Raw genomic sequence first — 22,535 nt, 5'->3', positions numbered from 1 at the left:
AATAGATGGATATGAAAGTACTCGTTGTAGGCGGTGGTGGCAGGGAGCATGCGATCGCCAGGGCCCTATCCTGCAACAGCGGCGTGAGAATATTTTCTGTTATGGCACGCAAAAACCCGGGGATCGCCCGGCTCGCGGAGCGGGTGCTTCTCGAGAAAGAGACCAATATCCCGGAGATAGTAGAGTTCGCCACAAAGAACGCGCTTGACGCTGCGGTCATCGGGCCGGAGGCGCCTCTTGAGGCGGGCATCGTCGATCACCTCGAGGCGGCGGGGATACCTTCTGTGGGGCCGACCCGTGCGGCCGCACGGCTTGAGACGGATAAGGCGTTCTGCCGGAGATTGATGGAACAGCACGGGATCGCGGGATGCCCGGAATACCGGGTCTGTCATGACCTGGAAGAAGCACGGCGGTTCATCGAGGCCTACGACGGGGACCTCGCCATCAAACCTATCGGACTCACCGGCGGGAAGGGTGTGCGGGTCATGGGCGAGCACGTCGATGCTGCAGGGGCGGTTGAGTACGTCCGGAAACTCGGGGGCGACGTCGTGCTGGAGGAACGGCTTTTTGGGGAGGAGTTCACCCTTCAGGCGTTCGTCGACGGTGAGCACCTGGTGCCCATGCCGCTCGTGCAGGACCATAAACGTGCATACGAAGGGGATGTGGGGCCGAATACCGGCGGGATGGGTTCATACTCCATGCTGGACCACATGCTCCCGTTTGTCAGTCCCTCCGACTACGAGAAAGCGCTCCAGATTATGCGGGAGACCGTCGCGGCCATGCGGGACGAAGGAGCGCCCTACCGGGGGATCCTCTACGGCCAGTTCATGAACACCCGCGACGGTCCCAGGGTCATCGAGTTCAATGCCCGTTTCGGAGATCCTGAGGCGATGAACGTTCTCTCTCTTCTGGAGTCGGACTTCTCCGAGATCGTCCGCCATATCACAAAGGGAGACCTTTCGCCGTCGCATGTCCGGTTTGGGCATGAAGCGACGGTCTGCAAGTACCTTGTCCCTGAGGGTTACCCGGAGGCCCCGGCGACCCGCCAGCCTCTCACCATCGGCGATTACGGCGACGCCCGGCTCTACTACGCAAACGTCGAAGAACGGGACGGGATGCTCTATACCCGGACGTCGCGGACGCTTGCGTTCGTCGGGAAGGGCGAGACGCTTGACGAGGCCGAGGCGATCGCCGAGAAGGCGGCGTCTTCCGTCTCGGGAAACGTTTTCCACCGGAGGGATATCGGCACCCGGGAACTCCTCGATAGGCGGTGCCGGCACATGAAGGAGATCGCATGAAGAAAGATTTTCTCTCGATCGTCGATATCGATGCGGGTGAACTTGCAAGCATTGTCGACGATGCTGAACGCTTAAAACGGCTGAAGTTCGCAGGAATCGCGCACGAGTACCTCCGGGGAAAGAATCTTGCGATGATCTTTGAGAAGGCGTCCACCCGCACCCGGGTCTCGTTTGAGGTGGGGATGACCGACCTCGGGGGCCATGCGCTCTTCCTGAACCCCCAGGATATGCAACTTGGTCGGGGTGAGGAGATCCGGGATACGGCACGGGTGCTTTCCCGCTACGTCGATGCGGTGATGATCCGGGCCTACGATCATGCTTCCGTCGAGGAATTCGCCCGCTACTCGACCGTTCCGATCATCAACGGCCTATCGGACCGGCTGCACCCCTGTCAGGTGCTCGCCGATATCATGACCCTCAGCGAGCGCTTCGACGACCTTCACGACCTGAAACTCGCGTGGATCGGAGACGGCAACAACGTCTGCAATTCCTGGATCCTCTCTTCGGCCCTGACCGGGATGGAGATCACCGTCGCAAGCCCCCCGGGTTACCGTCCGAAGGATGCGGTCGTCAATCAGGCACGGGCGGCGGGGGGCAGGGTCAACGTCGTCACAGACCCGGAGGAGGCGGTCCGTGATGCGGACGTCCTCTACACCGACATATGGGTCTCGATGGGCGACGAGCAGGAGCGTGCCGAGCGCCTGCGGGCCCTCAGGAACTACACGATAGATTCTCACCTTCTTCGCCGCGCGCCGCCGGACGCCCTCGTGATGCACTGTCTCCCCGCCCACCGGGGGGAGGAGATTACCGACGAGGTGCTGGAAGGACCGCAGAGCATCGTCTGGGACCAGGCCGAGAACCGGCTCCACGCCCAGAAGGCGCTGCTCGTGCGGCTGATCGCCGGCGGGATGCCCCCGGCGGAGTGAGGAGAAAGAGAGTTACTTTTTTTTGGGCTGGCGGCTGACCTGCGCGCCGCACCATGTCCCGGCAAGTACGGGCCAGGAATACGGGTATGGCCGGAACCAAGCCTCCTCAGGCCCACCCGTATGCTGGAGCATCTGCAACCAAAGATGGAGGTCGTCCCAAAAGGGTCCCTGGACCTCCGGTACACTCAGATCGGAGCACTCACCTCCAAAGTTTCTACCATCTGAACCAGATCCAGGGCAAGGATGATGAAACGGCTTTCTATTGGGTGTCCCCCTCCCGACAAAGAGATTTTGGGACGACCTCCTATTCAAGCAAATATTTGAGCATCTTTTCCGGCGCATTCACAAACTGTTTAGTGATACGGAAATGCTCGGTTTCCTGATATGGTATGGAGTTTATTCCTTTCTCCGAAAGTTCAAACACCTCCGCATCAGGAAAAGCCATGAGGATCGGTGAATGGGTGGAAATGATGAATTGAGAGTTATGTTTTACCAGATCATCAATACAGCACATTAACTGTAACAGGCGAGAGGGCGACAGGGCCGCTTCCGGTTCATCAAGGATGTATAGACCATTGCCGCCAAACCTATTTTCCACCAACGCCATAAAACTCTCTCCATGGGATTGCGCATGCAGTGAAACGCCACCGTAACTGGGGATTGCACGGACCCTGTCAATGTTGGTTGCTACGTTGTAAAAGCTCTCCGCACGGAGGAAAAATCCATCCTTATGCCGCTTTACTCCTTTACAAACGGTTAAGTAGCGATACAGTTCCGAATGAGAATCCTCCGTGGAAAAATTGAAGTTTATCGTTCCGCCTTCGGGATTAAAGCCCATCGACACCGCAATGGCTTCAATGAGTGTGGACTTGCCAATGCCGTTTTCTCCAACAAAAAAAGTTACATGCTTGCTGATCGGCAATTCTTCCATGTCCTGAAGATGTTTGATCACTGGTAAATCGTACAGGTAGTTGTCCGAGGGAATATCTTTCGCCAGTTTAATGCCGGTAACATATAGATCGCTCAACATGGTTTTTGCCTCCGGTTCACGTAAGCATAGTATCATAATATAGCAAGCGGCGCAAAAGAAACCAGTAGTCAAGGCTTTTCCTTGATCGCTGGTTTCTTGTTGACATTACAGCCATACCAGCACGGCGAAACCGCCGTTAAAGCAATAGGTGTTCGTACAATGTCCGATTGGTGGACTGTGGGAGACCCGCGCCTCCGGTGTTCGACTTCCGCCTGCCCCCTCCCCGTCAGCCCCTCCCCATGGCGGTACTCCCACGGGTCCGGTCTACCGGGACCTCTCTCACGGTTATAGCGCGTGTTCGAGCGTGAGATGTTGCCTGGGTTCCGAATCGCGACGATTCGGCAGAACTGGAACAGGAGCACTGTCAGGTGCGAGTTGCACAGTTCGTTAAAAAAACCGCGGATGGGATTTCACTGCCAGAGGAATACCGGGGTGCCCTCAAATACTCTCTGTGTGACGGCTCCTCCTCCGAACCAGCGCACCTGACTTCGAATAAGAAAAAGAGTATATCTATTCCGCGACGAACTCCTTCAGCCGCGCGAGAAGGTACTTCTGCACCTCTTCGACGACCTCTCTCTTCCCGCGGAACGCCAGCAGTTCCCGTATGTCCCCGTCCATGTTTGCAAACGACAGCTTCTGCGGCCGTCGCACCACTTCCACGTCGTATTTCTCAACGACATCGTAGATCATCTTGCGGGGCACGCCCGGGGGAACGAGCATATCGTAGAGCTGTTCTTCTTCGGCCATCGATTTTTCAACTCCTACTTCCCTATTTTGATCCGGCGGGACATAATACATGGCCCTCCCCGCACCCCGCCGAGCGGGGCTTTGGGTTTGCCGAGCGAGTTCATGCACCGGCCCATCAGTGCGGCTCCCCGGGCAAGGCCGTCGTCCACAAAGACCAGGTGGTCGTTCGGCGTGTCGTAGAGGCTCCGCTCGGTGATGCCCTCGAGGATGTACTCGGGTTTCCTCCCCGAGATCGCCGCCCGCCCGGTGAACCCGATTGACGAGTTCGGCGGGACCATCCCCCTCTCGACGGCGATGTCGATGAGCCTGAGCGCCATTTTTGCGCAGACCCGGTCGACGACCTCGGTCAGCATGCCCATACCGTGTTTCTCATAGATCTCGTGTCCGATCTCCTCAAGTGCCGGCATCTCGCTGCCGTTGACGCCGCAGTCGCACCCGATGAGGGCGACGCCTGATTTATCGGCAACGTCGGCGCAGACCGGGACCCGCCCGAACTTCGTCCGATCCGGGGGGACGATCCTGATATCGATGTGTTCATGACACCGGTCGACGTAGTCGTCAACGACGGAGCGCTTTCTGCCCCCGAACGCGCCCTTGATACTATGGTCGCCGAAGAGGTCGAGGGCTGTTCCCGTCCGGCCCTTCACAAGCCCGGTGCCCCGGACGATTGCATCCGGTATGGCGCCTGCAAGCCCGCAGAAGTTTCCGGTTGTTTGAGCGAACGGGTTCGGCTCATCCGGGGCGACATCGCTCGTGATCCGGCCGTCGAGCGTGGTCCCGAAGTCGATGGATATACAGGGGTTCCGGAAGTCGACCGGCGTCCACTTGGCGCCTTCCTTGATGCCCGCCATCGCAAGTTCTCCCTCCATCTCGTTCGCCACCATCTCGACGCCGGTACACCCGACCGGCGGCACGACACCGGCAACCGCGCCGATGAAGACCACCCGGTCGGCAAACGAGAACTGCCGGAGTTTAGGGGGGAGGTTGTCGATAGACATCGGCGGCGTCATCTTTCGCGGGGGGACGCCGGCTTCGAGGCAGCCGTTGGCGAGAGCGATGATGAAGTCGCCGACCTGGTCGGGAGAGTCCATCGCCGCCACGACGCCGGTGCTCCTGACGACAAAGTCCAGGTCGTCCTTGATGCTGAGGTGGGCGTCTTTGTGGCACCGGATCAGGGTGTCGCGCACCAGTTCCGTGACCGACTCCCGTGTCAGTTCCGTGCCGTCCAGGGTTGCCCCGAAGACCGTCTCGCCCGGTAATGGCTGCCGGACGTCGCGGCTCATGGTCACGGTCTTGTTGATGACGTAGGACCTGCCTGTTTCGAGGTTGGTGCCGGTCAGGATGCACTTCGTGGTGGTATTGCCCATCTCGACGGACGCTACGATAAAATAGGGCTTCGCCCGATACTCGGGAACGCCCGCGCCTGCTCCGTGGGAGATCGACGGCGGCGGCGGACTCTCGACGATATGCGGCGTGGGTTTAAAAAAACGCTCCAAAAAGCGGGCACACATAATAGTCTTTTCCCCGTCTGTCTGCTTATATTTTTCCATACCGCGGCGGATGCCCGGAGCATGGAGAGAGGGGCGGCCGTCATGTGACCATTTTTCCAGGTTCGGCGTGGCGATGCGCTGGACCGATGAAGGTTTTCGTCGATTCGGACAGGTCTCCATGGAGCGGATGCGGGTGCCGTTGTTGAGGATCGCCTGCACCGCGTCGCGGATATCGGCGGTGCCGCCCGCGGCCGGAGGGAGGAGAACCCGCCCGGAAGCCCGGTTCCCCTGTAGACCGCACCGAGATGGCGGCGCGCCCGATCAGGCCGAGGCTGCCGTCGCTGCTCGCGGCGGGCGTCACCGTTGGCGTCGATCAGGGACGGGTCGGGCGCATGCCGTTAGCCGTCCGAGAGGACATCGATCTTATATATACAGAGCACGGATACCCCGTTATCGGACGGGCAGCGACGGAGCGTTGCGTCCGTTCCACTCCCCGGGAGGGGTGAATCGTATGGTTGCGCTTTCAGGTGAAATTAAAGAGATATTTAACAAAACCCGAATCATGCCGATGGCCACCGCCTCAAAAGGCGGCGTCCCGAACGTGGCGCCGATGGCATCGATACACCTTGTCGACGACGACACCGTCTGGATCATGGACAACTACATGGTAAAAACGCTTGAAAACCTCAAGGAGAACCCGATCGCGGCCCTCTACTTCTACGACCCGGATTCCAAGCGCTGCTTCCAGATAAAGGGCTCGACGGAGATCCGGACGTCCGGTCCCGAGTACGAAAAGTTCCGCGACCGCGTGAAAGCAAAGAACGACAGGTTCCCGGCGAAGTCGCTCGTCATCATCAAGATCACCGACGTCTTCGAGTGCACGCCGGGAAAAGAGGCGGGGAAGAAGGTGCTCTAGGCACCCCTTCAGCGCTTCTTGAGGTTCTGACAGAGGCGCGCCTGCAGTCCGAAGTAGTTCGAGAACCCGACGGCGTGGTTCTGGTCGATTGTCGTTGAGTCGAAGGATACGAGGTCGTCCGAGTAGATCGCGAGGTCCGAGCTCCGGCCGAGGACCGAGAGGCCGCCCTTGTAGAGGCCCAGGTCTACGCCGCCGCTCGCCCGCTCCTGTGTCCTGTCGATGAAGGCGTTTAAGGCGTAGAAGAGCGGTTCGTGCACAAGCCCCATATAGGCGAGTTCGGACCACTTATCGTCGACGATACGCTTGAACGCGAGTTCGGAGCGCGTGAGGACGAGATGCTCCAGGTCGCGGTGCGCCGCGAGCAGGACCGTTGCGGCCGGGTGCTCGTAATTCTCACGGGCCTTCAGGCCGAGGATCCGATCCTCGATCATGTCGTTGCGGCCCACACCGTTCCGCCCGGCGATCCGGTTCAGTTCCCGGATCAGGGTGATGCCGGGGAGCCTCTCTTCGTTGAGGGCGACCGGGACCCCTTTCTCAAACTCGATCCGGACCTCCTCCACGGCGTCGGGGGCGTCCCTCGGCGACACCGTCCAGGCATAGATATCCTCAGGCGGGTGGAAGGCCGGGTCTTCAAGGTTGCCGCCTTCGATGCTCCGGCTCCAGAAGTTCTCATCGATGCTGTAGGGCTTGTCCTTCGCCGCGCTCACCGGGACGTTGTGGTCCTGAGCGTAGCAGATCTCCCACTCGCGGGTCAGGTTCATCTCACGCATCGGTGCGACGATATCATACCCGGCGGATCGAAAGATGAAGTCGAACCGGAGCTGGTCGTTTCCTTTCCCGGTACACCCGTGCGCGATCGTTGAAGCGCCTTCCTGCTCTGCAACCTTCACGATCTCTTCAGCGATCAGCGGGCGGGCAAGCGCCGTACCCATCGGGTAACCCTCGTAGGACCCGTTCGCCTTGATCGAGGGGAAGATGCAGTCGGTGACAAACTTCTCCTTCGCATCGATGGTGTAGTGTTTGTCTGCAAGCAGCCGGCCCTTTTCGGTTGCCCGGGCGATCTCCTCCTCGGGTTGGCCCACGTCAACGGCAACGGTGACGATCTCGTCAAACCCGTAGTGCTCGCGCAGGAGGGGGATACAGACGGAGGTGTCGAGACCTCCCGAAAATGCTAGGACGACTTTTCTCTTATCCATGGTTACTGATCTCCGCATTCCTGGTTCCTGTCTCACGGACAGTCCGGAGTACAATCTACATTGATATGACCTTTTACCCAATTAAAAGAACTGGTATGGACAGGAGAACCGGGGGAACCGGACCCGTCCCCGGTATTTCCGGAGGCCGGGGGATGCGTGGGTGCGTGGCGCCCATCTTAATGGGGCCGCACGATGCCGGCCTCCTTCAGTGCGCAGTGACAGGCCGGGAGGAGGGGACCGGAGCGGGGTTTCAACAAAGCCGAAAAAATGGGCAGCATACGGGGCATAATCGGCGAATTGACGATAAATTACAGGATAAGCGGCACAAGTCGCATCTATCCCTGAAAGCATTGCAAAATGTCGGAAAAACAAAAATTGCCCACAATATCTGCCTTTTTTCAAAAACAGTAATTATAAAACAGATAAAATAGAAATCGTGACGCTGGAGGGTTCTGTTATTTTTGAGAAGTTGCCCGTAGAAAACGTAACATCATTACAACCGATCGTCAGGGTGAAAGGTCTGACAAAAGTATTCGGACCGGACCCCGGGAAAGCGCTGGACCTTCGTCGTTCCGGCTGCTCAAAGCAGGAGATCCATGAAAAAATCGGCGCGACACTCGCCCTCAACAACGTCTCTTTCGAGGTTATGCCGGGGGAGACCTTCGTCCTGATGGGACTTTCCGGGAGCGGAAAATCGACGCTTTTGCGCTGCATTAACCGGCTTATCGACCCAACCGAGGGTGAAATACGGATCGACGGCGAAGATGTCGTCAGAATGAGCCATGAGGAACTGCGGGCGATCCGGAGGCGCAAACTGGGCATGATCTTTCAGAACTTTGCCCTTCTCCCTCACCGGACGGTCCTCGAGAACGTCGCCTTCGGCCTTGAGATCCAGGGCGTCCCGGAGGCGGAACGCCGCAAAAAAGCCGAAGAGATGCTCAGGATGGTGGGGCTCGACGGTTACGGGGCGAGCATGCCCTCCCACCTTTCCGGAGGCATGAAGCAGCGGGTCGGACTTGCCCGTGCGCTCACGAGCGATCTGGAAGTGCTCCTGATGGACGAGGCGTTCAGCGCTCTCGATCCGCTCATCAGGAGGGAGATGCAGGACGAGCTGCTGGACCTCCAGCAGCGGCTCGGTAAGACGATCATCTTCGTCACCCACGACCTCGACGAAGCCTTAAAACTCGGCGACCGCATCGCCCTGATGAAGGACGGTGAGATCGTGCAGATCGGCACGCCGGAGGAGATCCTGACGAACCCGAAAAACGCCTACGTCGAAAAGTTCGTCGCCGACGTGGACCTGACACGGGTCCTCTCGGCAAGCGACGTGATGCGCCGCCCCGAGCCGGTTGCCCGGTGCACCGCGGGACCGAGGGTGGCCCTGCACCTCATGGAGGAGTACGATATTACCCGGATATTCGTGGTCACCCGCCAGCGCCTGCTCCGCGGGCTGGTGACGCTCGACGACGCTGCAGGTGCCGTCAGGGAGGGAAAAGAGATGGCGGATATCCTCCTCACCGACGTCTCGACGGTTCCCCCCGATGCGTCGCTTGGCGATATCATCGCGCTGATCGTCGAGAGCCCCTATCCGGTGGCGGTGACGGACGATACAGGCAGGCTCGAGGGAGTGATCTCACGCGGCGCCATCCTCGCCGCTCTGGCGCGAAAAGAGGGGGGGAACCATGCAACCGCCTGAACTTCCCGTGGGGGAGGCCGTCGAGGTGCTCGTGGCCTGGATCGAGAAACACCTCGGCTGGCTGCTTGACGGCTTCGGTGAAGGACTGCAGTTCCTTGTGGACGGGTTTCAGGATATCCTGTTCGCCGTCCCGGCACCTGTCCTGGTCTTCCTCGCGAGCATGCTGGTCTGGTTCGTCACCCGGCACAACGCCGGACTGGCGGTGTTCACCGCGCTTGGCCTGCTGCTGGTCTGGAGCCTCGGGCTCTGGGACCCCGCAATGCTCACCCTTGCACTCGTCACCGTCTCGACCATTCTCGCGCTCGCAGTAGCGATCCCGGTCGGGATCGGCGCCGCGGGCAGCGAGCCGCTGAACGCCGCTCTCCGGCCCGTCCTCGATTTCATGCAGACCATGCCCTCGTTTGTTTACCTCATCCCGGCGGTGATCTTCTTCGGGCTCGGGAGCGTTCCGGGCATCATTGCAACGGTCGTCTTTGCGATGCCGCCGGCGCTGCGCCTCACCAATCTCGGGATCCGGCAGGTGCCCCGGGAGTTGATCGAGGTGGCGGACGCTTTCGGCGCCACGCCCCGCCAGAAACTGTTCAAAGTGCAGATCCCGGTCGCCCTTCCCACCATCATGGCGGGGGTGAACCAGTGTATCATGCTCGCCCTCTCGATGACCGTCATCGCATCGATGATCGGGGCGGGGGGGCTCGGTTACCAGGTGCTTGTGGGCATCCAGCGGGTGGATATCGGCATGGGATTTGAGGCCGGGCTTGCCATTGTGATCATCGCGATCATTCTGGACCGAATAACGCAAAACATTGTGCCGCAGCACGAGAGCCAGTGACCCCTCCGGGTCCCGGGCCGGTCAGCCCTGTACATAGCGAAAAGCCGGCGTACAGAGGAAATTGCAGGTCCTTTAAAATCTGGTCCATTTAAGGCTCTGTTTGCCAAACAGGGTCCGTAAACCATAAATAATGTTGGGACCCATGTTGAAGCGGTCAATATCTGACCCTTTTGCCCTGGGGTGCAAACACGCCAGGAGCGGCATATACCGCCGCCTCTGCCCGATGTCCGGTCTGATCCCTCATGTGGCGTCCCGGACAGTTTGTGAGAGCCCGGAACCCCACATAGCCGGGCTCTGAATGCCATTTACCGCGATCTCGCGGCAAAACGACAAGGTGAACAGATGATTCGACAGAATGGAAACCCCCTCATACCGGTAGGTATCGTTATAGCGCTCTGCCTCTTCTCTGCCGGCTGCATCGGTACGCAAGGAACCGAACCCGCAAAGACGATCAGCATCGGCTACGTCACCTGGGACTGCGCCATCGCCAGCACCAACGTGATGAAGCAGGTCTTTGAGGAGGCCGGATACGAGGTCACCCTGGTTGCGGTCGACGCAGGACCGCTCTTCCAGGCGCTTGCCCGCGGCGATGTCGACTTCACGACGACCGGCTGGCTCCCGCACACGCATGAACACTACTGGGAGCAGTACGGCGACCAGATCGATTACGTCAATAAAAATATCCCCGGGGCGGCGCGTATCGGACTCGTGGTCCCCACCTACGTGACTATCGACTCGATTGAGGAGATGAACGGCGTCGCCGACCGGTTCGGCGGCAGGATCGTCGGCATCGAGCCGGGGGCCGGAATCATGACCCGGACCGAGCAGGCTATCGAGGAGTATGACCTCGATTACGACCTGGTTGCAAGCAGCAGCGCTGGAATGGCAGCGGAACTCGCATCCGCCATCAACCACGAGGACTGGGTCGTGGTGACGGGATGGTCGCCGCACTGGAAGTTCGGCCGCTACGATCTCAAGTTCCTCGAAGACCCCCGTGGCGTCTACGGCGGGGCCGAGGATATCGTGACTCTCGCACGGGCGGATCTCGCGACCGACGACCCGGAGGCCTACGGCATCCTGACCCGGTTTGAGTGGACCGGTGAAGACATCTCATCGGTCATGACCGATATCGAGAACGGCATGCCCGAAGAGGAGGCTGCGAAGGCATGGATCGCCGCCAACCCCGAGAAGGTCAGGGCCTGGCTCGGAGAAGCCTGAACCACTCTTTTTCCCACGGGTTTGCCGGCGGCGGCCGCCGCCCGAACAAAAAGGTTATGCGGGGGGCTCTCGGGGCAGAGCGGGAAGACTCCCTGCGCAAGCTGGGGGATGGGAGCGGTGTCCTGTCGTTCGTTCACTTTCACCCCGCGCACGGCTCTTCTTTATGACAAAGAACCGCATATCCTTCACGAGAGAACCTGCAGGAGAGTTTCCGATGCACATGCCACAAAGATCAAGATTCCGGTCACACCCGTTCAGGCCGATGTGCTCTGGCATCTCTCCGAGAAGTGCCGGTTACTCTACAACTTTGCTCTTGCCGAGCGAAACTAGAACTATCAAGAGAACAAGGAGCGGCCCGATACGCAGTATATCGGGTATGTTCAGCAGGCCACTCCCGGACTCAACCGCTCCGCCCGGAACGCGGGCCACCTCTCACGGTTCATTGGATTGGTAACCTACAAGGCAGCTCTTGCAGGTAAGAGAGTAATACCAATCGATGAACGGGACACGACGAAGACCTGCTGTGTCTGCGGAGCGGTTCACGATATGCCGCTCCGGAAACGAGTTATGGACTGTGAATGCGGGAACTAGCATCGACAGAGACCGGAACAGTGCGGTCAACATCATGGTGCAGTTCCTATCACAACATGCCCTGTGGACGGGCTATCGGCAGTTCGCCGGTAATCTGCGACAAACAGGTCCGAAGATCCCTATGATCCAAGGATACTCGCAGGAAGCCCCACCCGTTAGGGTGGGGTAGTTCACGCAGCCCCGATGTAGTGCTGGAGCGGTTCGAGGGTGATCTCCTCGCGCTTGATGGCAGCGATCGCCATCGCTGCCGCCCGGGCGGCCTGGAGCGTGGTGATGTAGGGAATGCCGTAATCGACGGCGGCCCGCATGATCTGGATGTGGTCTTGCCGGGACGCCTTGTCCGCCGGGGTGTTGATAATCAACTGAATCCCTCCGGAACGCATGATGTCGATGACGTTCGGGGACCCTTCCTGGACCTTTCGCACCAGGTTCGCCTCGATGCCGTTCTGGGTGAGGTAGTCGACCGTCCCGCTCGTGCCGTAGAGCGAGAGACCGAGTTCCCGGAGTTTTTGTGCAATCGGCAGGAGCTCTTCCTTCTGCTCGTCCGTCACCGATATGAAGATGTTTCCGGTCGTCGGCAGGGTGTTGTCTGCGGCGGTGCTTGCCTTATAGTAGGCACGGCCGAAGTCGTAGTCGATGCCCATCACCTCGCCGGTGCTCTTCATCTCCGGCCCGAGCACGGTGTCCACGCCGGGGAGTTTATTGAACGGGAGGAGCACCTCTTTCACCGCGACGTGCCCGATCTCCCGCTCGGCAACATCCATGTCGGCGATTTTCCTGCCGACCATCACCTTCGCCGCGATCTTCGCGAGCGCGATGCCGGTCGCCTTCGCGACGAACGGCACGGTCCGGCTCGCACGCGGGTTCGCCTCCAGGACGTAGACGACGTCGTTTCGGACGGCATACTGAATGTTGATCAGCCCCACAACTCCGAGGCCGAGAGCGATCTTCTTCGTGTAATCGCGCACCCGCGCGATAACCGAGGGCGAGAGAGACTGCGACGGGATGACGCAGGCCGAGTCGCCGGAGTGGACTCCGGCCCACTCGATATGCTCCATGATCCCGCCGATCAGGACGTCCGTCCCGTCCGAGACCGCGTCGACATCGATCTCGACCGCGCTCTGGAGGAACGAGTCGATCAGCACCGGGTGTTTCCTGCTCACCCGGACGGCCTCTTTGATGTAACTTTCCAGTTCGGTCTCGTCGTGAACGAGTTCCATCGCCCGTCCGCCGAGGACGTAGGACGGTCGGACCAGCACCGGGTAGCCGATCTCCCTGGCTTTCTCCCGCGCCTCTTCCTCCGAATGGGCGGAGGAGTTCGACGGGCTCGGGATGCCGAGCCGGGAAAGAAGCCTGCTGAACCGGTCGCGGTCTTCAGCCACGTCCATGGCGTCGGGAGACGTACCGAGGATCTTCGTCGGCAGGCCGAGACGCTTGATCTCCGCCTCCAGGGGCACGGCCAGGTTCACCGAGTTCTGGCCGCCGAATTGGACCATGACGCCGTAGTAGTCGTCCTTCCTGAGGATGTTCGTGACGTCCTCAAGTTGCATCGGCTCGAAGAAGAGCCGGTCGGAGGTGTCGGCATCGGTCGAGACCGTCTCGGGATTGTTGTTGACGATATGGACCTCGATCCCCTCCTCCTCGCGGAGCGCCATCACCGCATGGACGGTGCAGTAGTCGAACTCGATCCCCTGCCCGATCCGGATCGGCCCGGAACCGAGGATCAGGACTTTCTTGGCGCCGTCCCGGGAGAGCTCGCACCCATCCTCCCAGGTTGAGTAAAAGTAGGGCGTGGTGGCCGGGAACTCTGCGGCGCAGGTATCCACCATCTTGTAGGTCGGCGTCCCGGAGAGGGCCTCGATCTCATCGGCCGATCTTCCCGTCAGCGTCTGCAGTTCCTCGTTCGAGAAGCCGTAGCGCTTTGCGGCCATGACGTCTCCCGGCGCAAAGGCGGTCCCGAGTTTCCGTTCCAGGTCCACGACATCCTTGATCTTCTCAAGGAAGAACGGCGTGATGGCCGTGAGTTCGGCAACCTCCTTGACCGTGAACCCCTCCCGGAAGGCGTCGAAGAGGCACCCGAACCGCTCGTCCGTCGGGGACGTGAGGATCATCCTGATCTCGTTCGGGTTCGTGTGTCGCTGCATATCGTTATCGAGCGACCGGAGCGCTTTCTTGAACGCCTCCTCGACCGTCCGCCCGATTGCCATCACCTCGCCGGTGCTCTTCATCGCCGTGGTGAGCGTCCGGTCTGCGGATTTGAACTTGTCGAAAGGCCACCGCGGCACCTTCACCACCACGTAGTCGATGGCGGGCTCGAACGAGGCCGGAGTGACGCCGGTCACGGTGTTCATGATCTCATCGAGCCGGAGCCCGATTGCAATTTTTGCCGCCACCCGGGCTATCGGGTAGCCGGTCGCCTTGGACGCGAGTGCGGAGGAGCGGGAGACCCGGGGGTTCACCTCGATGACCCGGTAGTCGCCGTCCTTGTAGGCGAACTGGATGTTGCACCCGCCCTGGACGCCGAGCGCACGGATGATCCTTATCGCAGCGCTCCGGAGCGTCTGGAACTCGTCGTCCCGCAGGGTGAGGATGGGCGCAACGACGACGCTCTCGCCGGTGTGGATGCCCATCGGGTCGACGTTCTCCATACCGCAGACGATGATGCAGGTGTCGGACGCGTCCCGCATCACCTCGAACTCGATCTCTTTCCACCCTGCGACGCTCTCCTCGACCAGCACCTGATGAATACGGGAGCGGGCAAGACCGATCTCGATGATCCGCCGCATCTCTTCGGGCGTATGCGCCACGCCGCCACCCGAACCGCCCAGGGTATACGCCGGCCGGATGATCACCGGGAGGCCGACCTCCCGGATCGCCTCGTCGATCTGATTCATGTTCTCGAGGATCATGCTCCGGGGGACGGGCTCGCCGATGGCGTTCATCAGGTCCCGGAACTGCTCCCGGTCTTCTCCCCGGTAGATCGCCTCAAGCGGGGTGCCGAGGATCTCCACGCCCTCCAGCGCACCCATCTCCGCGAGTTCCGCCGTCATATTGAGGCCGGTCTGGCCGCCCATGCCGCTCAGGATACCGTCCGGCTTCTCCTTCCTGATGATCTTTGCAATGATCTCGGCTTTCAGGGGCTCGATGTAGATGATGTCCGCGGTATCGGGGTCGGTCTGGATCGTCGCGGGGTTCGAGTTGACGAGGACGACCTCGACACCCTCTTCCCGGAGGGCACGACAGGCCTGCGATCCTGAAAAGTCGAACTCAGCGGCCTGCCCGATCTGGATGGGCCCGGAACCGATGATGAGGACCTTCTTGATGTAAGATTTCTTCGGCATTATGGGATCTCCTTATAGATACGGTCAAAGAAGTGCATCTCCGTATCCCGGGGGCCGCCGTGCGCCTCCGGGTGGAACTGGACGCAGGTTATGTTGAGGTCTCCGTTGTCGAATCCCTCGACCGTCCCGTCGTTTACGTTCCGGTACGAGACGACGCACCCCTCGGGCAGGGTTTCTTCGTCTACCGCAAAACCGTGGTTCTGTGTCGTGATGTAGATGCTCCCGTCCCGGTAGCGGACCGGCTGGTTCGTTCCCCGGTGGCCGAACTTCATCTTGTAGGTCTCGGCGCCGAGCGCGAGGGCGGCTACCTGAATGCCCATGCAGATGCCGATAACCGGCATCTCGCCGGCGAGGTCCCGGACGCACCGGATGGCATGGGTCGCCCTCCTCGGGTCGCCGGGGCCGTTGGTGACGAAGAGTGCGTCGGGCTCTGCCGCCATCACGTCGTCCGGCGTGGCGGTGTGCGGGAAGACATGGATATCGGCTCCACGGTGGCTGAGGCTTTCGAGAATGTGCCGTTTGACGCCGAGGTCGATGACGGCTATCCTTTTTCCGGGCCCGCTGATCCGGTAGGGCTCAGTGCAGGAGACGTTCCCGATAAGGTCAGTGCCGGTGATCGGGGTGACCGCCCGGGCGCGTCTGACCGCTTCTTCTCCGTCGGTGGTGCCGACGATGAGGGATGCCCGGAGCGTTCCGACCGTCCGGGTTTTTATCGTCAGGCTGCGCGTATCGACGCCCGATATCCCGAAAAGACCGTTTTCTTCAAAAAAGTCTGCAACCGAGGGTTGCGTCGTGGGTGTGCGGGAGACCTCGCGCACGACACAACCTTGCGCGTGCACCTTTGGACTCTCAAAATTTTTCAGGTCTACACCATAGTTTCCGATGAGAGGATACGTGAACATCAAAATCTGCCCGGCATAACTGGGGTCCGTCAATGCCTCCATGTAACCGGTCATCTGCGTGGAAAAGACGAGTTCGCCGGAACAGGTCCCTTCAACGCCAAAACCATCCCCTACAACAAATGTTCCGTCTTCAAGACCCAGAACCGCCTTCATGAATTACCATATCATGTGGATCAGATTCCTTATTAACGGTAATGACGGACCGCGCGTTTGCCTCTGTAACCCTGCCGAAAACTCCGGAAAAGCAGGCTTTGTCAACCCGAAATATTGAAGGCGGCTGAGCGCCAGGTGACGCGCGGGGTGAGGGCGCGGCAGAGATGATCCGATTGATTGAGACGCCTGACGGGACGTTTACCGTCAGGCTCGTTTTCGATGACCTGGGAACCATCTATCCGGGCATGGTCCGGTACAGGGTCGAGGTCCTCCGCGGCACCGAAATGGTCTACACCTACGCCGTCAACTCTTACGAGGTGCCCCCGGGCTCCCTTTTCGACGCCCGGAAGGTGGCGGAGATCGTCTTCTCCCGGCTCGCGCACGACGTGGCGTCCCGGTCCGGGACCTACATCCGCCCCCGCCTCTTTACCCGCCCGCTCCCGGGCGGCGGCCCGGCCGATGTCGTCATCCTCCAGGGGAGCCCGCGGCGGTTCGGGAACTCCGCGAAGATTGCGGCGTGGTGCGACGACGAGGCGGCCCGGACTGGCTTTTCCTCCCGGGTCTTCTTCCTGCAGGAGATGGATATCCGGGCGTGTATCGGCTGCTACGCCTGCTATAACGACGGTTACTGCCCGGTGGACGACGATATGCCCGGGGTCATCCGGGCCCTTGAATCCGCTTCTGTCCTCGTCGTCTGCACCCCGGTCTATACCGGGACCGTTCCGGCAGGCCTGAAAGCGGTGATGGACCGCTGCCAGTGGCTTCACGCCCGGGAGAAGGTGCTGGGAAAGGAAGTGCACGCCCGGGGCCTGCTCGTCGCGGTCGCGGGCCGGTCGGGAGCGGGGCCGTTTGCCTGCGTAACCTGCGTGGTCGAGATGTTCATGGAGAACCTGGGCATCCGCCCTGCCCGGCCGGTGCTGATCGGCGGTCTTGACCGGGCGCGGGATGTCGGGACGATTGAGGGGTGCGAAGACAACGTCCGGGCGGCGGTGCGCACGGTGCTTCTGGAGACGAAGGATAATATATCCCGACTCTCCCATCGATGATGCATGGCAGAAGTGACTGTTGAGATTGTCGGCCTTGAAGAATCGGAATGCGGTCCGTTCCCCTGCGACGAAACGAGGTCATGCGGCCTTGAGACATGCTATCCTTCGAATAGCCTGATGGACGCCATCGGCGCCCTGCGCGACGAGTTGCTCGCCGTATACGGCGATAAGGTCGAGGTGAGGACGACCCTGATCGACGAGGAGGTGCCCGACCATATCAGGAAGATCATCGAGGAGCGTCACCCTCCGATCCCGATCGTCCTCGTCAACGGCAGACTTACATCGATCGGGAGGGTCTCGCTTGACCTGATAAAAGAAGAGATCGATTATGCTCTGGAAGAATCCTAGATTATTTTCTTCAATTCTCCGGTTGCAAGGTCGAAGTACAGGCCATGGAGCCGGACCTGCCCTTCTTTTTCTGCAGCCTTGACCGGCGGGTAGGTGCGGAGGTGCTCAAGCTGCAGGCCGACGTTCTCGATCTCGATGAGCCGCCGCCGTATCTTCTCTTCCTCGGGGGTTTTCGGCACCGGGACCCGGGTATCAATGCGGCGTTTCGCCTCCATTGCGTTGTTGAGCCAGAGTGGGACGTATGCATCCGTGCTCTCGTGATCGAGGCCCTTTATGGCGCCGCAGTCCGAGTGCCCGCAGATGACGATATCCCCGACCTTGAGGTGGTTGAGCGCGTATTCAAGCACGGTCGCGAAGTTCCAGTCGTGAACCGGGACGATGTTGCCGATGTTGCGCTGGACGAAGATCTCCCCGGCCTTTGCACCGGTGATGCGCTCCGGGTCCACACGCGAGTCGGAGCACCCTATCCAGAGAACCACCGGGTGCTGACTTGACGCAAGCGGGCCGTAATGTTCAGGGTCCTTTGCAAAATCTTCCTCCCGGAAGCGTTTGTTCCCCTCAAGAAATTTTTCTATCATCATAAACTCCGTAGGCGATTGCGGGCGACCGTTCGGGACGGGTGCGCCTGAAAGTGGGGTTGCGTTCAGGGGTTTAAAAATATATACAGCTGGATGTTGCGGGATAGCGAATCGGAAAAGAGAAAGGCGTTCCAGCCCGTTATGGTGCCGGATGCGCCGCAGCATCCCTGTACGATAATGCCCTGAGCGGGGGTGCGGGGTATTGGATGCGTCACGTGGCCCGATAAAATCTGGTTAACTTTATCGATCTATTAACGAGATGTCCCCTGGCCGGGACCCCTACCTTCGGTGGGGAGTATGCGCTCCCCCGTGAGAGGGGCAGGTTCCGGCGGTTGGAAAAAAGGGGTCACCTCAGGACGGCGCCGAGGTTTGCCTGCTCGACGGTCTCCGCGTATCGGGCGAGCACGCCCGCCAGGAGGCGCACCGGAGGCTTCCAGCCCCGCCGCCGCTCCTCCAGGGTTGCCGGGTCGACGGCGAGGTCGAGGCGTTTGGCGTAAAGGTCGACCACGATCTCGTCGCCGTCCTCCACGAGGGCGATCGGTCCGCCGACCGCGGCCTCGGGGGCGACATGCCCGATGCACGGCCCCCGGGTGCCGCCCGAGAAACGCCCGTCGGTCACCAGGGCGACCCTGGTGTAGCCGAGGCCCATCAGTGCCGATGTCGGCGAGAGCATCTCGGGCATCCCGGGCCCTCCCCGGGGCCCTTCGTAGCGGATCACGACGACGTCGCCTTCTTCGACCTCGCGGTTGAGGAGCGCTTTCATCGCGTCTGCTTCCCCGTCGAAGACCCGTGCCGGACCCCGGTGCCGCCACATCGCCGCCGGGACCGCGGCGCACTTGACGACGGCGCCGTCGGGGGCGAGGGAGCCGCGCACGATTTTCAGGCCGCCGGCGGGGCTGACCGGGGCGTCGGCCGTCCGGATCACGTCCGGGTCGGCGACCCGTGCGTCTCTCGCGATCTCAAGGATCGAGCGGCCCGATACCGTCGGGGCGTCGTCAAGGTAGCGCTCAAGCATCGCGAGGACCGCGGGGATGCCTCCTGCCCGGTGGAGGGCGAGCATCGAGTGCGGTCCGCCGGGCTGCATATGGCAGATGTGCGGGGTCTCTTCGGCGACGGCGTTGAAGGTCGCAAGGTCGAGGGGGACACCCGCCTCCCGGGCGACGGCCATCAGGTGGAGCACCGTGTTCGTCGACCCTCCGAGCGCCATGTCCACCCTTATCGCGTTTGCGAGGCTTGTCGGGGTGACGATATCCCGCGGGCGGACCCCCTCACGGACGAGACCTACGGCTCGCTCCCCGCTCTCCCGGGCTATACGGAGTTTTGCCGCGTCGACCGCAGGGATGGCGGCGCACCCGGGGAGGGAGAGGCCCAGCGCCTCGGTTACGCACGCCATGGTGTTTGCGGTGTAGAGTCCCTGGCAGCTCCCGCACCCGGGCATCGCGGCGCACTCCAGTTCCCCGAGTTCCGCTTCGCTCATCGTGCCGGCGGCGACGCGGCCCACACCCTCGAAGACGTCGATCAGGGAGAGTTCGCGGCCCGCCGCGTAGCCGGGGAGCATCGGGCCGCCGGTGACGACGATCGTCGGGATGTTGCACCGCACCGCCGCCATGAGCATCCCCGGGACGATCTTGTCGCAGGTGCCGATGCAGACCAGACCGTCGAACCGGTGCGCTTCGACCATCAACTCGATGGAGTCGGCGATGTTCTCCCGCGAGGGAAGGGAATACCGCATCCCCTCGTGGCCCATCGCAATCCCGTCGCAGATGCCGATGGTCCCGAACTCGAACGCCACGCCGCCTGCGGCCGCGACGCCTTCCTGCACCTTCTGCGAGAGGGACCGGAGGTGGATGTGCCCGGGGACGATGGTGTTGTACGCGTTCGCTATACCGATGAAGGGCTGGTCCATCTCCCGGTCGGTCACGCCGAGCGACCTGAGCAGCGCCCGGTTCGGGGCACGCTGGTAGCCTTTCTTAACCGTCTCACTCCGCATTTGCTATCATTCCGTTGAGAGTTACGTGAGACGTGCGCCCGTATAAGATCTCTCTGCACCAGATCGGTGCGGGCGTCGTCGGCAGGGCACGGGGGGTGAACTGACCGGCGCCTGCCGGTTGTTCGCCCGTTCTCCGGGAGCGCTGCGAATCGGGGAACGCGAATATATGCTAAATCGCAGTTTTACAGCCTCCGGTCGAATACCAGGTTTGACAGTGTCGATGCTCCCTCGGTAAAAAAGACATACACCATAACGCGGGTCGTTCCGTGAAACGAACCGTTGATGACGAGACTGGAATTGAGAGGGATCGGATGGGTGTTAAACTGCGACGCCACCAGCCAGTAATCCTTCGTAGTGCCGGAATCGTCGGTGACAACGACGTGCAGGTTCGTACAGTACTCCGCATCCGATCCGCCTGAAAATACCACATCGATCCGATCGTCGCTGATCTTATTCACCGATACATCGGCATCCCCCTGTATGGTGGTCTTTCCGAAGTCGGGATCGGTTATTTTTACCACTGCCGGCAATACGCCCATAAATATGACCGGAAAACATGCTATGAATATACAGGTAAAGACCACCACAGCGACTGCAATTGTTCTGGCATTCGGACGAGCTTCTTTTTCCGGAATATGGGTCACGTACGTTCCCGCAAGAATATCATGCAGTCCCTGCTTGTTCTTCGTAAACAGAATGACGAAGCAGCCGATGCCGAGCGCTAAAAATGAAGGGATCTTTGCCAGTCCCCTGATGCAGGCCCTGGCGCGTGATATCCGGTTTCCTGAACTATCGGTGACCGACAGACCGAAGAACATTTTCCCGAACGTTCCCCGAAAGGAAGAACCCTCCAGAATTGCACTATAGCAGCAGAGGATGACAAGGAGGATTTCAATCCACTGAAACAGGACATTCAAAAGCATCGATGGAAACGGAGTTATCAATATGGCGAAGAGACCGGGGAAGAGAGGATATACGATCGGCACCAGAATTGTGATCACGGGGAGACTGATCCCGTAAACGATAATCATATCGAGAATAAACGCTAGGAGCCGATCGATAAACCCTGCGCGGCTCCCTTCACCGTTTCCATCCGATCCCATTTCAACTCTCACCTTTTTTCTGAAAATTCTGTGCGGTTCCATCTCCTTGCCACATGTCGTGAAAAATCATTATTGGATTGTGTTCACAGCTCCTGAAAAAATGTCGTAACCCGCACCAGGGAGACCATTGGTATAGCGGAATTCGTAATGACCAGGAATTAGTTCGATCCCCTGAGTAAATGCTCTCCAGCCATCGGCATAGTAATGGGTGCAATTTCCGGATAACGAGACGACCTGCCCTGTCTGAAATGTAATAGAAGGATTAACGGAGACATCCTGGCTTTTGGATGTCGATCCTCCTGCATACGTCATACTCAATGTGAACTGGCCTGGCAACAACTCCTTCGCAACAGTCCCATTCGATGTCACGCCGAATGATTTCCAGCCATTTGCATAATATTTGACCAAACCGGGATCGAGCGCCTCTCCGTTGCTATCTACAAGGTAAACTGATACATTCCTGGTCTGGAACGTCACTGTAGGGTTGACGTTGAGGTCCTGCTGCAGGTTTTCCGATGCCCCTGCATAGTTCATCCGGAACGTATAGGTGCCAGGGAGGAGGTCCATGGCTGCAGTCCCGTTGGAGTCCGTCGTGCCGAAGGCTTTCCAGCCGTTTGCATAGTAGGATACGTCTCCGCCCACCAAACCGTTTCCTTCGCTGTCTTTCAAAATAACAACGATGTCGTGATTCTGCACCGGCCGCATCGCGGTAATATAATCTGAATAACTTCTGACATCACTACCATTGGCATTACTGACGTTCAGGCTAACTGTATAGTTGCCAGCTGCTGTGTAAACATGAGTTGGATTCTGTATTGTCGAGTTGGTGCCATCTCCGAAGTCCCAATACCACCTGTCAGGCAGGTTTGACGAACTATCCGTGAAAGAAACCGCAAGAGGTATCTGACCGCTCGTTACATTCGCAGTAAAGTTTGCAACGGGGACAGGAACACTAGTGGACTATTTCATCTTAATTTGCGGGTATAGTCTCTTGAGTTTCACCCTTGCCTCCGCCGTCGTAAACTGCCAATCTACCTCTTTTTGCCGGGTGTTCCTGTCTGTTTCCCAGTGTTTTGTCTCGACCCGGAGGGTTTCGAGGTCCCCGATTCTGCGATTCAGGCATTGTCGCGTGAGTGC

The 22,535-nt window shown here is 59.9% G+C and carries 20 protein-coding genes and 1 pseudogene; 10 read left to right on the top strand and 11 right to left on the bottom strand.

What is annotated here, in order from left to right:
- Window positions 1-5: 5 nt before the first annotated feature.
- A complete protein-coding gene (gene purD, locus BRA42_RS04585) occupies window positions 6-1,298 on the top strand; it encodes a phosphoribosylamine--glycine ligase (protein WP_342770307.1) in 1,293 nt (430 codons plus the stop codon).
- Window positions 1,295-2,224 carry an ornithine carbamoyltransferase gene (gene argF / locus BRA42_RS04580; RefSeq protein ID WP_292409066.1) on the top strand — a complete coding sequence of 310 codons (930 nt, stop codon included), beginning with the start codon at window positions 1,295-1,297 and terminating at the stop codon, window positions 2,222-2,224. The genes purD and argF overlap by 4 nt, the downstream gene beginning before the upstream one ends.
- A gap of 304 nt (window positions 2,225-2,528) precedes the next feature.
- On the opposite strand, the gene BRA42_RS04575 is transcribed toward argF, so the two are convergent.
- The 3 genes from BRA42_RS04575 to BRA42_RS04565 form a co-directional block, all read right to left on the bottom strand.
- On the bottom strand, window positions 2,529-3,254 hold the full coding sequence (locus BRA42_RS04575; RefSeq protein ID WP_342770308.1) for an AAA family ATPase: 726 nt from the start codon (window positions 3,252-3,254) through the stop codon (window positions 2,529-2,531).
- Between the two features lie 510 nt (window positions 3,255-3,764).
- Window positions 3,765-4,001, bottom strand: coding sequence for a hypothetical protein (locus tag BRA42_RS04570; protein WP_292409070.1), 237 nt, complete (start codon window positions 3,999-4,001; stop codon window positions 3,765-3,767).
- 14 nt (window positions 4,002-4,015) lie between these two features.
- A complete protein-coding gene (locus BRA42_RS04565) occupies window positions 4,016-5,512 on the bottom strand; it encodes a methanogenesis marker 14 protein (RefSeq protein WP_292409071.1) in 1,497 nt (498 codons plus the stop codon).
- A 490-nt stretch (window positions 5,513-6,002) separates the two neighbouring features.
- On the opposite strand from BRA42_RS04565, the gene BRA42_RS04560 reads away from it, so the two are divergent.
- Complete coding sequence (locus BRA42_RS04560; RefSeq protein WP_292409073.1) at window positions 6,003-6,407, top strand: pyridoxamine 5'-phosphate oxidase family protein; 405 nt, start codon at window positions 6,003-6,005, stop codon at window positions 6,405-6,407.
- Between the two features lie 8 nt (window positions 6,408-6,415).
- Here the strand turns inward: BRA42_RS04560 and BRA42_RS04555 are convergent, their stop codons facing one another.
- On the bottom strand, window positions 6,416-7,603 hold the full coding sequence (locus BRA42_RS04555) for an argininosuccinate synthase (RefSeq protein WP_292409075.1): 1,188 nt from the start codon (window positions 7,601-7,603) through the stop codon (window positions 6,416-6,418).
- 436 nt (window positions 7,604-8,039) lie between these two features.
- Between BRA42_RS04555 and BRA42_RS04550 the strand changes: the two genes are divergently transcribed.
- From BRA42_RS04550 to BRA42_RS14485, 5 genes are all read left to right on the top strand, one after another.
- Window positions 8,040-9,299, top strand: a complete 1,260-nt coding sequence (locus tag BRA42_RS04550; protein ID WP_292409077.1) for a quaternary amine ABC transporter ATP-binding protein — start codon at window positions 8,040-8,042, stop codon at window positions 9,297-9,299.
- Entirely contained in the window at window positions 9,286-10,128 is an 843-nt protein-coding gene (locus tag BRA42_RS04545) for an ABC transporter permease (protein WP_292409079.1), read from the top strand. The genes BRA42_RS04550 and BRA42_RS04545 overlap by 14 nt, the downstream gene beginning before the upstream one ends.
- Window positions 10,129-10,470: 342 nt before the next feature.
- Window positions 10,471-11,346: a glycine betaine ABC transporter substrate-binding protein gene (locus BRA42_RS04540; protein WP_292409081.1), complete on the top strand. Its 876-nt coding sequence runs from the start codon at window positions 10,471-10,473 to the stop codon at window positions 11,344-11,346.
- 108 nt (window positions 11,347-11,454) lie between these two features.
- Entirely contained in the window at window positions 11,455-11,676 is a 222-nt protein-coding gene (locus tag BRA42_RS14490; protein WP_394339220.1) for a helix-turn-helix domain-containing protein, read from the top strand.
- Window positions 11,677-11,793: 117 nt separating this feature from the next.
- Window positions 11,794-11,937 (top strand): zinc ribbon domain-containing protein, encoded by a 144-nt coding sequence (locus BRA42_RS14485; protein WP_394339218.1) that lies wholly within the window; start codon window positions 11,794-11,796, stop codon window positions 11,935-11,937.
- 170 nt (window positions 11,938-12,107) lie between these two features.
- Here the strand turns inward: BRA42_RS14485 and carB are convergent, their stop codons facing one another.
- Window positions 12,108-15,278: a carbamoyl-phosphate synthase large subunit gene (gene carB / locus BRA42_RS04535; protein ID WP_292409083.1), complete on the bottom strand. Its 3,171-nt coding sequence runs from the start codon at window positions 15,276-15,278 to the stop codon at window positions 12,108-12,110.
- On the bottom strand, window positions 15,278-16,333 hold the full coding sequence (gene carA, locus BRA42_RS04530) for a glutamine-hydrolyzing carbamoyl-phosphate synthase small subunit (protein ID WP_292409085.1): 1,056 nt from the start codon (window positions 16,331-16,333) through the stop codon (window positions 15,278-15,280). Before carA ends, carB begins: the two co-directional genes overlap by 1 nt.
- 164 nt (window positions 16,334-16,497) lie before the next feature.
- On the opposite strand from carA, the gene BRA42_RS04525 reads away from it, so the two are divergent.
- Window positions 16,498-17,379, top strand: a complete 882-nt coding sequence (locus BRA42_RS04525) for a flavodoxin family protein (protein ID WP_292406259.1) — start codon at window positions 16,498-16,500, stop codon at window positions 17,377-17,379.
- Between the two features lie 3 nt (window positions 17,380-17,382).
- Window positions 17,383-17,727, top strand: coding sequence for a hypothetical protein (locus BRA42_RS04520; RefSeq protein ID WP_292406262.1), 345 nt, complete (start codon window positions 17,383-17,385; stop codon window positions 17,725-17,727).
- Here the strand turns inward: BRA42_RS04520 and BRA42_RS04515 are convergent.
- The 5 genes and pseudogenes from BRA42_RS04515 to BRA42_RS04495 form a co-directional block, all read right to left on the bottom strand.
- Window positions 17,724-18,305, bottom strand: coding sequence for a carbonic anhydrase (locus tag BRA42_RS04515; RefSeq protein WP_292406265.1), 582 nt, complete (start codon window positions 18,303-18,305; stop codon window positions 17,724-17,726). The genes BRA42_RS04520 and BRA42_RS04515 overlap by 4 nt on opposite strands.
- A 346-nt stretch (window positions 18,306-18,651) precedes the next feature.
- Window positions 18,652-20,295 carry a dihydroxy-acid dehydratase gene (gene ilvD, locus BRA42_RS04510; RefSeq protein WP_292406267.1) on the bottom strand — a complete coding sequence of 548 codons (1,644 nt, stop codon included), beginning with the start codon at window positions 20,293-20,295 and terminating at the stop codon, window positions 18,652-18,654.
- A gap of 182 nt (window positions 20,296-20,477) precedes the next feature.
- Window positions 20,478-21,440, bottom strand: coding sequence for an RDD family protein (locus BRA42_RS04505; RefSeq protein ID WP_342770312.1), 963 nt, complete (start codon window positions 21,438-21,440; stop codon window positions 20,478-20,480).
- 27 nt (window positions 21,441-21,467) lie between these two features.
- A complete protein-coding gene (locus BRA42_RS04500) occupies window positions 21,468-22,094 on the bottom strand; it encodes a hypothetical protein (RefSeq protein ID WP_342685805.1) in 627 nt (208 codons plus the stop codon).
- A 24-nt stretch (window positions 22,095-22,118) separates the two neighbouring features.
- A pseudogene (locus BRA42_RS04495) lies at window positions 22,119-22,334 on the bottom strand (PKD domain-containing protein); the annotation flags it as partial.
- Between the last annotated feature and the right edge of the window lie 201 nt (window positions 22,335-22,535).

The organism is Methanoculleus sp. UBA374 (assembly GCA_002508705.1).
GTDB classification, from domain to species: Archaea; Halobacteriota; Methanomicrobia; order Methanomicrobiales; family Methanoculleaceae; genus Methanoculleus; species Methanoculleus palmolei.
This window is presented reverse-complemented; position numbering and strand designations above follow the sequence as displayed.